Here is a 14,738-nt window from a genome sequence, read left to right on the forward strand (position 1 = left end):
GCTCGCGTCATCTGAATTAAAATGGGGCCGTGTGGCAAGTCAGCTCCCACGGTCCCCGGGCCAACCGTGCCATCGATCACTTCTGGTCCATTCAACCAGACATCTTATGCATTCCAGAATCCCTGTAATGGGATGAAGGGAGGACAACCATGTTGGCCTACATTACGAGACGCCTTTTGGCGACGATCCCGGTCATGGCGATGGTCGCGGTCGTCGTGTTTGCTATTCTGCGCCTTACTCCCGGAGATCCTGCCGCCATTATTGCCGGAGACGATGCCACGACCGAGCAGTTGGAGAAAATCCGGCAGACAATGGGCTTGGATAAGCCCATTCCTCTGCAATTGGTGCAGTGGGTCTATCAGCTTCTACAGGGAGACCTCGGCGTATCCCTTCTCTCTGGGGCGCCGGTATTAGGCATGATCGCCGATCGCATGGGCCCGTCGCTCGCCTTGGCGTTTGGGACGATCGTCGTGACCGTATCAGTAGCAATTCCTCTGGGTATTGTTGCTGCGTGGAAGCAAGGAAGGATGCTTGATCGCGCCGTCATGACATTTTCGGTCCTTGGCTTTTCCGTTCCCACGTTCGTCGTCGCGTATCTTTTGATCTATTACCTTTCGATCAAGATGGGCTGGTTTCCTGTTCAAGGCTACAAGCCGTTATCCGATGGGTTCTGGCCGTTCGCTCAGCGTCTCGTGCTGCCGGTTCTCGCATTGAGTGGGGTTTATGTCGCGCTTATCGCGCGCATCACGCGCAGTAGCATCATTGAGGTGATGGGAGAGGACTTTATCCGGACCGCTCGTGCAAAAGGAGCGACCGAGCGCGTGGTCTTGATGCGCCATGCCCTGCGCAATGCAGCCGTGCCGATCCTGACAATTATTGGCATCGGGATTGCTTCGTTGATTAGTGGCGTGGTGGTGACAGAATCCGTCTTCAACTTACCCGGGTTAGGCCGCCTCGTTGTGGAGGCGGTGCTCGCGCGGGACTACCCTGTGATTCAGGGTCTGATCCTTCTCTTTTCGTTCTTCTACATCTTCATCAACCTCGTGGTCGATGTGCTCTATCCCATCTTCGATCCCCGTATCCGCTACTGAGGGAACCATGCCAGCAATCGTAAATCAGCCGCATGCAGATGGAAACGTGCAGATGCTCGGCGACCCCTCGCTGATCGTGCATGCGACTCCGGCGGCAGGGTTCACTTCGCAACTCATCAGTTCCCTTAGGAGCCCTCCCGTTTTCGTTGCTCTATTGATCCTTTCAGTCGTGATCGTTGTGGCCCTTGCAGCGCCACTTCTTGGGACCATTGATCCGGTCGCGATCGATCCGGGCTCACGGTTGCGTGGGCTATCCCCCGAGCATTGGCTCGGAACAGATGCATTCGGGCGCGACACCTATTCGCGTGTCGTATATGGGGCACGTGTTTCACTGATCGTCGGTGCGGGAGCCACGCTCATGAGCATCACACTTGGCCTACTGATCGGGGTTCTCGCCGGATATTTTCGCGCAGCAGACGCCATCATCATGCGCGTTATGGACGGCATTATGGCCATCCCCAGCATTCTACTTGCCATCGCACTTGTGTCGCTGACAGGTGGGAGTCTTCTGACGGTTCTAGTTGCAATTACCATTCCGGAAGTTCCTCGGGTCGTGCGTCTCGTCCGTAGCGTCATTCTGTCAGTTCGCACCGAGCCATACGTAGAGGCTGCCATTTCGCTCGGAACCCGTGTGCCGACTTTGCTGGTCCGTCACATGGTGCCGAACACCGTGGCGCCATTGATTGTGCAGGGCACTTACGTCTTCGCCGCAGCGATTCTTACGGAAGCCACGTTGAGTTTTCTCGGGGCTGGGTTACCGCCCGAAATTCCATCCTGGGGCAATATGATGTCCGAAGGCCGTATGTACTTCCAGCTTCTGCCAGGCCTCATCCTTTATCCGGGCATCATCCTCGCCGCGACACTCCTGAGCGTGAACGTGCTCGGTGACGTCTTGCGTGATCTTCTCGATCCGAAAATGGCGCGAAAATCATGAGTAGCTTAATCGCTGGTTCGAGAAAGTCCGAAACGATGTCCAACAGGACAAACCCTGTTATGAAGATCGATAATCTTGCGGTGCAGGTCGTCGGCGATCCCACCGGCCGTCAGGTGCTTGAGAATATCAGCTTCGAGATCAGCTCAGGAGAGACGCTCTGCGTTGTGGGTGAGTCAGGGTCAGGTAAGTCCGTCACTTCTCTTGCCATCATGGGACTTCTGCCAGCAGGCTCGCTGAAGCCGAGCCGCGGTCGAATTCTCGTGGACGGTGAGGACATACTGGCAGCTAGTCCGGCCCGCTTGCGCGAACTGCGGGCGACGCGGATGGCGATGATCTTTCAGGAGCCAATGACGGCGCTAAACCCTGTTGAAACAGTGGGTGAGCAGATTGATGAGGTCCTGCGAATACACAGCAAACTCAGCAAGACGGCACGGCGCCAGAAAGTTCTTGCGATGCTGGAATCCGTTCATATGCCGGATGTTGAACGCATTTACAATTCCTACCCGCACCAACTCTCGGGCGGTCAACGCCAGCGCGTGGTAATTTCGATCGCACTGATCCTTGAGCCTCGAATCCTGATCGCAGACGAGCCGACGACTGCCCTCGACGTGACGACACAAAAACAAATTCTCTTGCTGATCCGCGAGTTGCAGAAAAAGCACAATACCGCTGTGCTTTTCATTACCCATGATTTTGGTGTCGTTGCGGAGATTGCGGATCGCATCGTCGTGATGAATCGGGGTCACCTCGTTGAGGTAGGCACGCGGGAAGACATTCTGGCGCGACCCCGAGAAGCCTACACGCGTATGCTGGTTTCCTCAGTGCCGAGTTTGATCCCTCAGAAACGAGAAGCGCCAGTAACCGACATTGTTTTGGAGGTGCAATCGCTGAGCAAGAACTATTCGCGGAAGCGCCTTTTTGGCAGTGGTGGCTCGGTTGCGGCTGCACAGAATGTCAACCTGACACTGCGAAAGGGTGAGATCGTCGGGATCGTTGGCGAGTCCGGTTCCGGTAAGTCAACGGTCGCACGATGTATTGTTCGACTTCAAGACCCCACCTCCGGTGCCGTACTGGTCAAGGGTGAGGATATCGCCAGGGTTTCTGGACCTCAGTTGCGCCCAAAGCGGCAACGCGTCCAAATCGTTTTCCAGGATCCATACCGTTCACTAAATCCGCGGATGAGGGTGGGGGATTCGATTATCGAAGGCCTCGTCAATTTCGGTACGAAGCGAGAGGCGGCTTTGAAAAAGGCACGCGAGTTACTCGGCCTTGTCGGTTTGAGTGATGACTCTATGCAACGTTACCCGCACCAGTTCTCCGGTGGCCAGCGGCAGCGTATCTGCATCGCCCGGGCGCTTGCGCTCGACCCAGACATTCTGGTGGCCGACGAAGCGGTGTCTGCTCTGGATGTTTCTGTCCAGGCGCAGGTCCTGAAGCTTCTGGGCGAAATTCGCGATAGGACTGGCATCGCCGTTCTGTTCATCACGCATGACCTGCGCGTCGCGGCGCAGATTTGCGACACTATTCTGGTGATGCAGCATGGAAGCATTGTGGAGGCAGGGCCGGCGGCCGAGGTTCTGACGTCCCCCCGGCGGGAATATACACGCACTCTGATTGACGCAGCGCCAGGTCGAGGTTGGGACTTCCAGAATTTCGGCCCGCTAATATCCGGCGCTGCATAATTCCTCGGGCCACGCGCTTTTTGCAAAATTCGACGAAGGTAGGACCATGAACAACCATTATGATGCGATTATCCGAAATGCTTCGATTGTTGATGGAACGGGAGCCGATCGCTTCAATGGCGATGTGGCAATTAGAGGTGACAGTATCGCGCGCATCGGTGACCTCAGCAACGCGACAGCTGGTACAATCATCGATGCAAAGGGTCTTGTGGTCGCGCCAGGCTTTATCGACGCGCACACGCATGACGACCGCCTTCTTCTGTCGAACCCCGACATGGCTTCAAAAGTTAGCCAGGGAGTGACAACGATCATAGGGGGTAATTGCGGGATCTCGCTTGCGCCAATGCCGCGTCCGATTCCCAACCCCGTTACGCCACCGCTCAACCTTCTCGATGAAGACGGACGTTGGTATCGATTCGCAACGTTTGCGGACTATGTTGCCGAGCTAGAAGCCCATCCGGCGGCGACCAATTGCGCCATGTTGGTAGGACACTCGACACTTCGGGTCGCGACAATGGATGACCTGAGCCGGCCTGCAAGCCCTGAACAGATTGCGGCTATGCGGACAATGGTGGTGGAAGCCCTCACGGCTGGAGCGATCGGTGTGTCGACAGGCCTCGCCTATGCACCTGCTATCGGCTCTCCCACAGAGGAGGTCATCGAGATCTGCCAGCCATTACGCGAGCGTGGCGGTCTCTACTGCACTCATATGCGAGATGAAGGGGATATGGTCGTCGAGTCGCTGAACGAGACTTTTAGGATCGGGCGGGATGTCGGGGTCCCGGTGGTCATCTCACATCACAAAGTGGTGGGGGCGAAGAATTTTGGCCGGTCGGCCGAAACCCTCAAACTGATCGAGTGCCAAATGGCTAAGCAGGAGATTTGCCTAGACTGCTATCCCTATGCGGCATCGTCCACGATCCTTGCTCCACACCTTGCGGCGAATTCGACGCGCGTTACCGTGACATGGTCCAAGAGCCTTCCCGAGTTCGCTGGGCGCGACCTGACCGAAATTATGGAGACGCTTGGTGGGACGCAGGAGGAGGTAATCAATCGGCTCCTGCCTGCGGGCGCCGTTTATTATCGCATGGATGAAGGCGACGTAGAACGCATCCTCGCGTTCGATCAGACCATGATCGGGTCAGACGGTCTGCCGCACGATGAGAAACCTCATCCCCGGCTTTGGGGCACTTTCCCGCGGGTACTCGGGCATTACAGCCGTAAGCGCGGCTTGTTCTCACTTGAGACCGCAATCCACAAAATGACTGGGCTGACGGCGAGGAACTTTGGCTTGGCCGACAGGGGAATTGTGCGCGAAGGTGCGTTTGCCGATCTCGTGATCCTGAATTCGGAGACCGTCGACGAGGTAGCGACCTATGCTCGTCCGATCGCACCCTCGCGTGGGATCGAGACGGTACTCGTTAACGGCAAAGTCGTTTGGAACCACGGAAAACCAAGTGGCGAGCGCCCTGGTCGCGTTTTGCGGCGACAGACAACAGATCGGCCCGTCACGATCTAGCGTCAATACAGAGCCGCAACAACGTGGCCTGGGCAATCGCGGGCAGGCCTGCGTGTCCACGGGCCGGAAGGCGAGGGGCGTCGTCGCTTGTGAAGGTTAGCCGCGGATTTTCCTGTCTTCGACGTTCTTCGCGAAGGCGCGAGAGCCCTGTTCGACGAGCGGCCGTACAGTTTCTGCCCGCTCGTCCGGCAAGAAGTCGCTGATCCAGACGAAGCGGCACATCGCGTCGTCGACGGGAAGAATTTGCATCGAAGCGGAATGATGCTCGAACATCTCGCCGACCACAGTGTAGGCGATGCGCTGCGCCTGATCGTCAACGGTGACGATGCGCTCCTGAACGACGAGCCCGTTGGCGAAGGTGACGGTCCGGACATCGCCCTCCATTGAGCCTGCCACGAGCACGGGCGCGAAAAGCTCATGGGCTCTGTCGACACGACGCAGCAGGGCCCACGCCTGCGCGGCCGGTACTGCGACCGGTTCTTCCCACCGAATTGTTGCCATCAGGCCATGTCCTTGGTGTCACACCACCCGCGTATTGGACACGCAAATCTTGTCAAAGGCAACGCCGCGTGCCGGCGTTTGCCCCTCGCTTCATACTCAACAATGAACGGCGCTGCTTAAACTATTCCTGCCTCTGCCGGGTATTTTCCTAAACTCGAAGTCACCGCTGCGGACTTCGTGGTCGTGTGAACGCCTGAGGGGGTAAACACTGCGTGGAAGCCGTCTTCAGGACGGCTTTTCGGCAGGCCATCTCAAAATCAAGACAAACCGCTCCGACACAAATTCATGCGGCCGGCTCGCATTTGCTGCAGCGACACCCCTTGGGCCGGATGAACGTATTGAAGTAGTCCTTGCCGTAGTTGTAGGTGATCTCGTCATCCGGGCGGATACGCTTAAGAGCAAAGATCCGAATCTGCCCTCGCGTGATCACCACCTCGCAATTCGGGCGGCACGAGTGGTTGATATAGCGAGCCTTGTTCCATCTCGGGGAGCCGTCGATGGTCCATCGGGTGTTCACCTCGAAGAGATAGCGTGCATCGGTTCGCTCGGCCACCTCGGCATTCGAAATGCGTTGACCGATATACTCGATGACGAACTCGCCCTTGTTGATCACATCCGTGGCGAAAAGACCAAGACCGGTTTTAGATCGTCCGATCCGTAGTCGACTCTCTCGGGGTTTGGAAGCCGCCAATGTAACTCACTCCGACTCGTACGAAGGCTTCCGCCATTTCGACTGCACAATCCAAATAACCGGGATGCCGCAGATGGCAAGTGTCGTCTCGTGGAAACCGCGCTCGACCGGCCAATGAGGGATGTGACGCCGACAGTACCAGGCCAACCCCCTGGTGGGACGGCATGCAGCCGGTTGCCTCTTTGGCCGCAGGCGTGGCCTTACACGGCGAGTTCGCGCCTGAGTCTTTCCAACCACTCCATGGCGATCACCCCGTCATGGATCGTGGGCGCAGGCGTCGCGGTGCCCTTCAACGCCTGCACCACATCCGCCATGAGGGCGTGATAGCCCTTGAAGTCTTCGTTGGCGGCGGCGGTGAAATTGGGCTTCCAGGTCAGTGTGTCGACCTCGTCGCTCAACGTCGCCTTTGCGTCGTCTGCCTTGAAGGGCGGATCGCGATGCCACTTGACGTCGATCACGTCCTCGACCTCGATGCGCTGGTGATCGCCCATGATCTCAATGCGCTCCACAGGCGTCCCGCGCGACTGCATGGTGCCCATCGCGATGGTGCCGATGGCGCCGCATTCAAAATCGACATTCACGTGAAACAGCAGCCGGCCGGGTTTCTTCTCCACCTTGCGCGCCGTCAGGGCGCGGATGGGCGAGACGAGAAAGGATGTGAGGTCCATGTAGTGCACGCAATGGTGCAGCAGGAAGCCCGTGTAATCGACATTGCCGGCGAAATAGCCGGGCGCCGTCATGTAATATCCGGTCAGCCCGTAGACGGGGCCGAAGCGGCCGGATTTGAGGATGTTGTGGGCGATCTTGTTGCCCACCGAATAGCGCTTCATGAAACCGACCAGAAGCGGCTTGCCGGCGCGCTCTGACGCGTCGCGCAGTTCGCGCGCGCCCGCGGCCGACCCGGAAGGCGGCTTCTCCATGAACACCGACAGCCCGCGCTCCAGCGCAGCCTTGCCGAAGGCGAGGTGCTGATCCGGGCCCACCGCCATGCCGACCGCATCGATGCCGGGGGTGTTGATGAGCGCATACGCGTCGCTGGTGAGACCGCGGACGCCGAATTGCCGTCCCGCCTCTGCGAGGCGCTTGCCGTCGATGTCGCAGAGTGCGATGAGCTCGACATCATGCCGGACCAGCTGCGGCAGCAGCATCTGCGTCGCGTGAACGCCGCAACCGATCCAGCCCATCTTGATTGTCATCGTCTGAATTCCGTCAGGAGGAGGTGAGATTTGATGAACGCGGCGGATGCCGCAAGACGCTCGCTTTCGTCCTCGTGGGGCGGGCGCCATTGCGCGAAGGGTACGCCGAAGCGGTCGTCGTTACGGCGGAAGGGCTCCAGCGAGATGGGACCGGCATAGGCGATATCGTGCAGCGCACGCCCCACCGCCACCCAGTCGGTCGAGCCGGTGCCGGGGAAGCCGCGATGGTTCTCGTTCGCCTGGAAGTGCGCGACACGCTTGCCTCCGAGCCGGATCGCCTCCGGGATCGAGGCTTCCTCCATGTGCATGTGGAACGTGTCGAGCATCATCTGCACGGCTGGATGGTCGACCGCGTCGAGCAGCTCCACGGCCTGTTGCGTCGTGCACAATACGTCGCTCTCGAACCGGTTGAGCGGCTCGACCGCGAGCGTGACGCCGCAGGCTCCCGCATGGTCTCCGGCTGTCCGCAAACCTGTGACGCAGCGCTCCTTGCGCGCAAGTCGTTCCGCTTCGGAGATCGGCTGCGGCGGACGCCCGGCGAAGACGAGCGGATTCCCTGTCAACGGTCCGCCCACGATGGCGGCACCGAGCGAGTCGGCGACGTCCACGGCGTAGCGCAGATAATCCACGCCTGCCTGGCGCCACTTCGCGTCGTCCGACGAAAGATTGCGCTCGAGATTGACCCGCGCCGCGAGCACCACCGAAAGCCCCGCGTCCTCCAGCGCGCGCCGCGTGTCCTCGAGGTCGAGTTCACCGGGTTCGGGGACCAGAAGCTCTACAAAGTCGAAGCCTAGCTCGCGCATGGTGCGAAAGAGACGGAAATGCTCGGCCGTGAATGGCCTTGCATATTGCATGGAGATGAGCCCGATTGAATTCATTTGGCGTCCTGCTGTGGCAATGGAATACGGGTGGCGCTCACCCCTTGACGGCGCCTTGGGTGAGGCCGCCGATGAGGCGTCGCTGGACGATGAGGAACAGCAGCGTTGCGGGCATTGCCCCGACAACCGCGCCGGCGGCAAGCAATCCCCACTCGATCTGGTATTCGCCGATCAGCGTCTGAATCGCCACCGTCACGGTGCGCACGTTGCGGCCGCCGAGAGTGAGGGCGTAGAGATACTCGTTCCAGGCGGTGATAAAAATATAGATTCCCGTCGAGATGATGCCGGGCATCGCGAGCGGCAAAACCACCCGGCGCAGCGCCATGAGACGCGAGCAGCCATCTATCATGGCGGCTTCGTCGAGGCTCTTTGGGATCGCCCCCACATAGCTGGTCAGCATCCACACGGCGAACGGGATTGCCACCGTGGCATTGGCCAGGATGAGGCTGAGATGGGTATCGAGAAGCCCCAGCCGCCGCATGAGAATAAACAGCGGCAGGATCAGCAACACCACCGGGAACATGTTCACCAGCAGGAACTGCAGCATGATCGCCTTGCGACCCGCGAACCGGAAGCGCGAGATGGCGTAGGCCGCAGTTACCGAGACTGTCAGCCCGAGGATGACGGTTCCGACCGCAACGATCAGGCTGTGTCCCATATTCACCGCGAACGACGTCTGCCGCATCAGGCGCACATAATTGTCAACTCCCCAACCGGCCGGCGAGAGCGAGACGCCGGATTGCGCGATCTGCGCCGAAGGCGTGAGGGACGTCAGCACCATCCAGGCGAATGGCCCCATCGCGAGAAGCACGATCAGCAGCACCGGCAGGTCAGTGGTGAGGATGCGGCGGATGACGGATGGACGGATCATCTCTCGACCTCCCGCATCGTGCGCAGGATATACAGGGCCACGATGCTTCCGAGCAGGATTGTGAAGGTCACAGCGATGGCAGTGCCGTAACCGAAATCGAGGTTTTGACGCGCGCGGATGAAGGCATAGAGCGGCAATGTGTGAGTGGCGTAACCGGGTCCGCCGCCCGTCATCACGAAGATGACGTCCATGGAATTGGCTACCCAGATGACGCGCAGCAAGCCAGCGGTTGCAAGCACCGGTGCGATGCCCGGTAGCGTGATGTGCCGGAACTGTCGCCAAGCGCTGGCGCCGTCGATCGAGGCTGCCTCATACTGGCTGCGCGGAATCCCCTGGAGTCCCGCAAGGATCATCACCGCAAAGAAGGGAAATCCCTGCCAGACGAGAGTGGCGATCACCGCATAGAGGGCGGTCGCGGGGTCGGCAAGCCAAGGGATGCCAGACTTGATGATCGACAAGTGAACCAGAATGTCGTTGAGAACGCCCGTGTTGGGATCGTAGATCCAGCGCCACATGAGCGCGATGACCACACTTGAAAGAGCCCACGGAATAATGATCAACGCACGCGCCAGGCCGCGCCAGGGAAACTCGCGATTGAGGAGGAGCGCCGCGATGAGCCCGAGCCCCATCTGCAACGGGACAGTCAGGCCGATCCACAGGGCCGTGTTGCCGAGCGCCGTCCAGAAGACTGGATCGGCGAACAGCTTGACGTAATTTCCGAAGCCGACGAAACGGCTTGCGTTGGGTTTCCACAGGATCAGGTCGTAGAGGCTGGTGATGATCGCCTCTGCCATCGGCAGGAACACGACGAGAAGCGTGACGAGGATGGCCGGCAAGAGGAACGCGTAGGGAAGCGCACGGCTGCGCCACGGCGTCGGATAGACGCTCTTCAACGGCATGGCTGGTGCGAGCGTGGACATCGTCACTTCTCACGGTTCTTTGTGGGCGTTCGTGTCTCCCCGTCGCGGGAGCGTACGAAAACGTCTGCGCGACGGGGAGGCGATGCTAGGGAGGCTATTGCTTGAACAGCGCCTCGAGCTGTTTCATCATTTGCTCCGATGTGATCTGGCCGGTGAGCGCCTGTTGCATGGCGGTCTGCCATGCTGTGTTCACGAACTCCGACGTAGCGGTGTTTTGCGGCAGCACCGCCGCAAACGGCAGGGAATTGACCGTCGCGTCCACGAAGCGGCGCTCGTGCAGCTTCCAATCTTTCGATCCGCTCTTCGTGACTGTCATCTGGCCAGTGGCCTTGTTGAACGCCACGTTGTTTTCACCTTCGGCCAGGAACGAGATCCACTTCCAGGCCGCGTCCTTAGCCTTGGAACTGGCGAAGATCGCAAGCGATTCATCGCCGTAGGAAGTCCAAGACTTTCCGTTGCAGGCCGGGACGGGCACCGCCGACACCTTGTCGCCCAACGCTTTCACGAGGTCGTTCGAGGAGCCGATATGGTGGATCGTCATCGCGGTCTTGCCCGCCTTGAAAGCCGCGATGATTTCCTGGAAACCATCGTTCGGCGCTGATGGGGGAATGACCTTGTCCTTTTGGAACAGGTCGATCAGCCATTGGTTCGCGGCGATCGCCTGCGGGTTGCTCAGGCCTCCGGCCTCGAGCTTGCCACCTTGGGAGAGAACGAACGCGCCCCATTGATCCCAGCCGCCCTTGCCGCCGCGAAAGCCGAAGCCGTAGGTCTCGGGTGCCTTGGTGAGAGCCTTCGCGACCGTGCGGAAATCCTCGCAGGTCTTCGGTGGCGAAAGGTTGGCGGCCTTCAGCAAATCGTCGCGATAGTAGAGGTACAGCACGACGTACTGAATCGGCAGGTAGTATTGCTTGCCATCAGAGCCCCTGTTCAGCGCGATGAGATTGTCGAGAAGGTCTGCCTTGCCGGCCCATGCGTCGATACGGGGGGCGATAGGCTCCAGCGCGCCCATCTCGATCAGACGCGGCTGCGCGAACAGCTTCACCATCGCGGCATCGGGCGCGTCGCCACCAACCAGCGACGTGTAAAGATTGTCGTAGTAGCTATTCCAGGGAACGTTCTCGGCCTTGATGGTGATGCCCGGATTGGCAGTCTCGAACTTCTTTACGAGATCCGACATCGGGTTCTCAGGATTGTCGAAGTGATACCAGAACCGCACGGTCTCGGCCTTGGCCGCCCCGAGTGCGAGACCTGCCATCAGCGCGCACGTGGCGCCGAATGTCTTCATCAATCGTCTCATTGTCGTCTCCTCCTGTTATTGTTCTAGAGTGGCTCGTCAGTTCGCGATGGTTGCCATTGCTCTTGCGGCAGACCCCGCCCGTGCCAAGGCCTGGCGCGCGGCCGGAAGCTCGTTCGACATCTGCAGAAAACCATGGACAACGCCCGGAACCACCACCACCTTCTCCGGGCGGTCGAGGGATTTCAGGCGGGCAGCCAAGTTCAAACTGTCCGACAGGAGCGGATCAATCCCGGCGGCCATGAGGTAGAGCGGCGGCAACTTTTGGAGGGCGGCGTCGCTGGCGCGAAAAGGTGCCATGAGGGGGTTATCCCTCCGGGCGGATTCGCCCGCGTACCAATTCCAATAGCGCTGCATCTTGCCCCTGGTGAGGCCGGGGCCATCCGCGAAATGTCGATATGACAGCGTGTCGAAATTCGCGTCGTAGACTCCATAGAACAGGAGCGCGCCGGAGGCTGGACTTTGCCCTTTCTCCTGCTCGTGGAGGAGGGCCGCCAGTGCCAGATTCGCTCCGGCGGAATCGCCTGCGACCAACAGCGGCCCCGGCGACACTTCGAGCGCTTTTGTCGCTCGAAAAGCTGCGCGCAGGCATCCGACGACGTCCAGCAATCCGGCAGGGAAAGGGCGTTCCGGCGCCAGCCGGTAATCCGGGAGGAGCACCGGCAGCCCACTTTCGATCGCCAGCACACGGGCGCATCGTTCATGTGAGTCCGGGCTGCAAAATGCGAAGCCGCCGCCGTGGACGAAGAGGATCGCGCCGGCGCCAGCGTCGGGCGGAACCAGGACTTTCATGCGGCAATTGGCGGAGCCGAGGAAGTGATCCGCAGGGACGAGAACGTCGACGACATGCGCCATCGCGGGAAAATTTCGATTCCAGCGTCGGTTGCTCTCCTCGGACAAAGCGCGACCCTGTGGCGCCGGCAGCATCGTGGGGTCGATCTGCGGGCCGCCTTCACGCTCGACCCTGAGCATCAGCGCTTCCATCTCGGGCGCAAGAGCGGATGGAAGCAGGCCCGCCGCATCATTCATTGTTCGGCATCCGGAAATACAGTGGGGCCGAAATCGACGATGGTGGCGATATGGTGATGAAGGGTCTTTGACGCAGCGGAGACATCGCCACGCTCGATCGCATCGATGATCGGCCAGTGGCGGGCGGCAGTCGCCGCCAGATCGCGCGCTGCGCCGCTTCTCGAAATTTTGAAGCGATGATTGTGGACGAGGCACCGATGCAGGATCGGGTCCAGCGCAGGCAGATCGGCGTCTCGAAAAATGCGGCGGTGAAAATCCCGGTCGAGGGAGGCCAGCCGCAACTCGTCATCCGCCCTGGCGGCAGCAAGCATGGCGTCCACAAGCGACCGGAGGTCAGGAATAAGCGAGCGGCTCTTGCGCGCGACGGCGCGGGCGACGCCGTTGCATTCGATCTGCTGGCGGACGCGAAACATCTCGATGGCTTCGTCGACGGTGCAACCCGACACCTGCGTGCCACGGTGGCCCTGCCTGATGACAAGACCCTCCTCCTGCAATTGAAGCAGGGCCTCGCGAACTGTTCCCTGACTGCAGCCGAAACGCGCTGCAAGTTCCAGTTCCACGAGTGACACGCCGGGCGCAAGCTCTCCCATCATGATGTCATGCTTCAGAGCGTGGAACGCGGTTGCGGACTTGGCGGCGCGCGACGGCAATCCAGTGATCGGAGAGCGCGCCAGTGCTTCTCGCATCGTTTCCTCTTTCGCCAGTTGCCAACCCTCGCAATTATCAATATTGATATCGATAACGATGTCAAGGCGATCATAAACGCAACGCCCTTGCGTTTCGATGCTGCGTCGACCGGCAAGATCACCGCCCCGAAAGCTACACCTCGATCGCGGTAGGCGGCGGAGCGGAAACCATAAACGCAAGCGGGACGAGCCCACGGCCGAACCGCGTCAGGGAGTTGCGGATGTCGGCCATAACATTGAAGGGGATCCGGAAATCCTACGGGGATCTCGAGGTCGTCCACGGTGTGGACCTGGAGATCGCGAGTGGCGAATTCGTCGTCCTCGTCGGACCCTCAGGGTGCGGGAAATCGACCCTTCTGCGGATGATCGCGGGCCTGGAGGAAATCACCTCCGGGGAGATGTGGATAGGCGAACGGGTGGTCAACACTCTCAGTCCATCGGATCGGAACATCGCGATGGTATTTCAGGATTACGCGCTCTATCCGCACATGAGCGTTGAAGACAACATGGCGTTCGGACTGAAGATGAGAAACGAACCCGCTGCGGAGATCAAGCGTCGGGTCGATGACGCGGCGGATATCCTGAAGATCGGCGGTTTTCTCGACAGGCGGCCCGCGCAATTGTCTGGCGGGCAGCGCCAGCGCGTCGCGATGGGACGCGCCATCGTTCGCGATCCCGACGCATTTCTGTTCGATGAGCCTCTTTCGAACCTGGACGCCGCCTTGCGCGTGGAGATGCGACTTGAAATCGCCAAACTTCACCGCCGGATGCGCGCCACCACCGTCTACGTCACACACGACCAAGTCGAGGCCATGACTCTCGCGGACAGGATCGTGGTGATGAATGCGGGGCACATGGAGCAGGTGGGTCGCCCACTCGATCTGTACCGCCGCCCGGCCAGTCTGTTCGTGGCGCGGTTCATCGGGAGTCCCACCATGAACATCCAGACGACCCAAGCGACGGGGCAGGCGGATGGCACATTGACGTTCGGGCTCGCCGGGCGGGCACTCACTGTCGATCTGCCGGAGCACGCTTCCGTGACACCGGGGACAGAGTTGACCGTCGGCGTTCGCCCCGAGGATCTTGTGGTGTGCGACAGTTCTGAGGCGTGGTTCTCCGGCGAGATCTCGATGGTCGAGCGTCTCGGCGGCCAAACCTATGCCTATCTCGAAACGGGTGACGCACGGGCCATGACGGTCGAATTTCCGAGAACGAGCGAGGTGCGCCAAGGCGACCCGGTCGCCGTGAAAGGCGATCCGAAGCACGTGCATGTGTTCGACCGCGCGACAGGTGTCCGGCTGAACTGATCGCGTCAGGATTGGTGCTTCAGATGATGCGGAAAACTCTCGAGGAAGTGGCCGGTTACTCGTTGCTGTCGATCAATCCAACGGCGTGAGGATCAGGGAATCGCCGTCGAGGCGAACCTGAATCGGCAGATTGCGGAAC

At 60.0% G+C, this 14,738-nt stretch carries 14 protein-coding genes; 5 read left to right on the forward strand and 9 right to left on the reverse strand.

All coding sequences use genetic code 11. The features are described from left to right. Window positions 1–149: 149 nt before the first annotated feature. From FEZ63_RS17120 to FEZ63_RS17135, 4 genes are read left to right on the forward strand one after another with little or no spacing between them, the layout of a single operon-like run. Window positions 150–1,091: an ABC transporter permease gene (locus tag FEZ63_RS17120; RefSeq protein WP_150946697.1), complete on the forward strand. Its 942-nt coding sequence runs from the start codon at window positions 150–152 to the stop codon at window positions 1,089–1,091. A gap of 52 nt (window positions 1,092–1,143) precedes the next feature. Continuing rightward, complete coding sequence (locus tag FEZ63_RS17125; RefSeq protein WP_150946699.1) at window positions 1,144–2,025, forward strand: ABC transporter permease; 882 nt, start codon at window positions 1,144–1,146, stop codon at window positions 2,023–2,025. 59 nt (window positions 2,026–2,084) lie between these two features. Beyond that, a complete protein-coding gene (locus tag FEZ63_RS17130) occupies window positions 2,085–3,707 on the forward strand; it encodes an ABC transporter ATP-binding protein (protein WP_244622847.1) in 1,623 nt (540 codons plus the stop codon). Window positions 3,708–3,753: 46 nt separating this feature from the next. Next, window positions 3,754–5,226, forward strand: coding sequence for an N-acyl-D-amino-acid deacylase family protein (locus tag FEZ63_RS17135; RefSeq protein WP_150946703.1), 1,473 nt, complete (start codon window positions 3,754–3,756; stop codon window positions 5,224–5,226). Between the two features lie 96 nt (window positions 5,227–5,322). On the opposite strand, the gene FEZ63_RS17140 is transcribed toward FEZ63_RS17135, so the two are convergent. The 9 genes from FEZ63_RS17140 to FEZ63_RS17180 all read right to left on the reverse strand — a co-directional run bounded on the left by FEZ63_RS17140 (window position 5,323) and on the right by FEZ63_RS17180 (window position 13,292). Further along, on the reverse strand, window positions 5,323–5,727 hold the full coding sequence (locus tag FEZ63_RS17140; protein ID WP_150946705.1) for an SRPBCC family protein: 405 nt from the start codon (window positions 5,725–5,727) through the stop codon (window positions 5,323–5,325). A gap of 283 nt (window positions 5,728–6,010) precedes the next feature. Continuing rightward, window positions 6,011–6,418, reverse strand: a complete 408-nt coding sequence (locus FEZ63_RS17145; protein ID WP_150946708.1) for an SET domain-containing protein — start codon at window positions 6,416–6,418, stop codon at window positions 6,011–6,013. A gap of 200 nt (window positions 6,419–6,618) precedes the next feature. Then, window positions 6,619–7,614, reverse strand: coding sequence for a Gfo/Idh/MocA family protein (locus tag FEZ63_RS17150; protein WP_150946710.1), 996 nt, complete (start codon window positions 7,612–7,614; stop codon window positions 6,619–6,621). Next, window positions 7,611–8,492: a sugar phosphate isomerase/epimerase family protein gene (locus FEZ63_RS17155; protein ID WP_150946712.1), complete on the reverse strand. Its 882-nt coding sequence runs from the start codon at window positions 8,490–8,492 to the stop codon at window positions 7,611–7,613. The genes FEZ63_RS17150 and FEZ63_RS17155 overlap by 4 nt, the downstream gene beginning before the upstream one ends. Window positions 8,493–8,529: 37 nt before the next feature. Next, window positions 8,530–9,363 carry a carbohydrate ABC transporter permease gene (locus FEZ63_RS17160; protein ID WP_150946714.1) on the reverse strand — a complete coding sequence of 278 codons (834 nt, stop codon included), beginning with the start codon at window positions 9,361–9,363 and terminating at the stop codon, window positions 8,530–8,532. Continuing rightward, complete coding sequence (locus tag FEZ63_RS17165) at window positions 9,360–10,283, reverse strand: carbohydrate ABC transporter permease (protein WP_150946716.1); 924 nt, start codon at window positions 10,281–10,283, stop codon at window positions 9,360–9,362. Before FEZ63_RS17165 ends, FEZ63_RS17160 begins: the two co-directional genes overlap by 4 nt. Window positions 10,284–10,377: 94 nt before the next feature. Further along, window positions 10,378–11,568, reverse strand: a complete 1,191-nt coding sequence (locus FEZ63_RS17170) for an ABC transporter substrate-binding protein (protein ID WP_150946827.1) — start codon at window positions 11,566–11,568, stop codon at window positions 10,378–10,380. 48 nt (window positions 11,569–11,616) lie between these two features. Beyond that, window positions 11,617–12,606, reverse strand: coding sequence for an alpha/beta hydrolase fold domain-containing protein (locus FEZ63_RS17175; RefSeq protein WP_150946719.1), 990 nt, complete (start codon window positions 12,604–12,606; stop codon window positions 11,617–11,619). Further along, a complete protein-coding gene (locus FEZ63_RS17180) occupies window positions 12,603–13,292 on the reverse strand; it encodes a GntR family transcriptional regulator (protein WP_150946721.1) in 690 nt (229 codons plus the stop codon). The genes FEZ63_RS17175 and FEZ63_RS17180 overlap by 4 nt, the downstream gene beginning before the upstream one ends. A 221-nt stretch (window positions 13,293–13,513) precedes the next feature. On the opposite strand from FEZ63_RS17180, the gene FEZ63_RS17185 reads away from it, so the two are divergent. After that, window positions 13,514–14,599: an ABC transporter ATP-binding protein gene (locus tag FEZ63_RS17185; RefSeq protein WP_150946723.1), complete on the forward strand. Its 1,086-nt coding sequence runs from the start codon at window positions 13,514–13,516 to the stop codon at window positions 14,597–14,599. The last annotated feature ends 139 nt before the right edge of the window (window positions 14,600–14,738 follow it).

The sequence above is a fragment of the Microvirga brassicacearum genome, assembly GCF_008757455.1.
GTDB classification, from domain to species: domain Bacteria; phylum Pseudomonadota; class Alphaproteobacteria; order Rhizobiales; family Beijerinckiaceae; genus Microvirga; species Microvirga brassicacearum.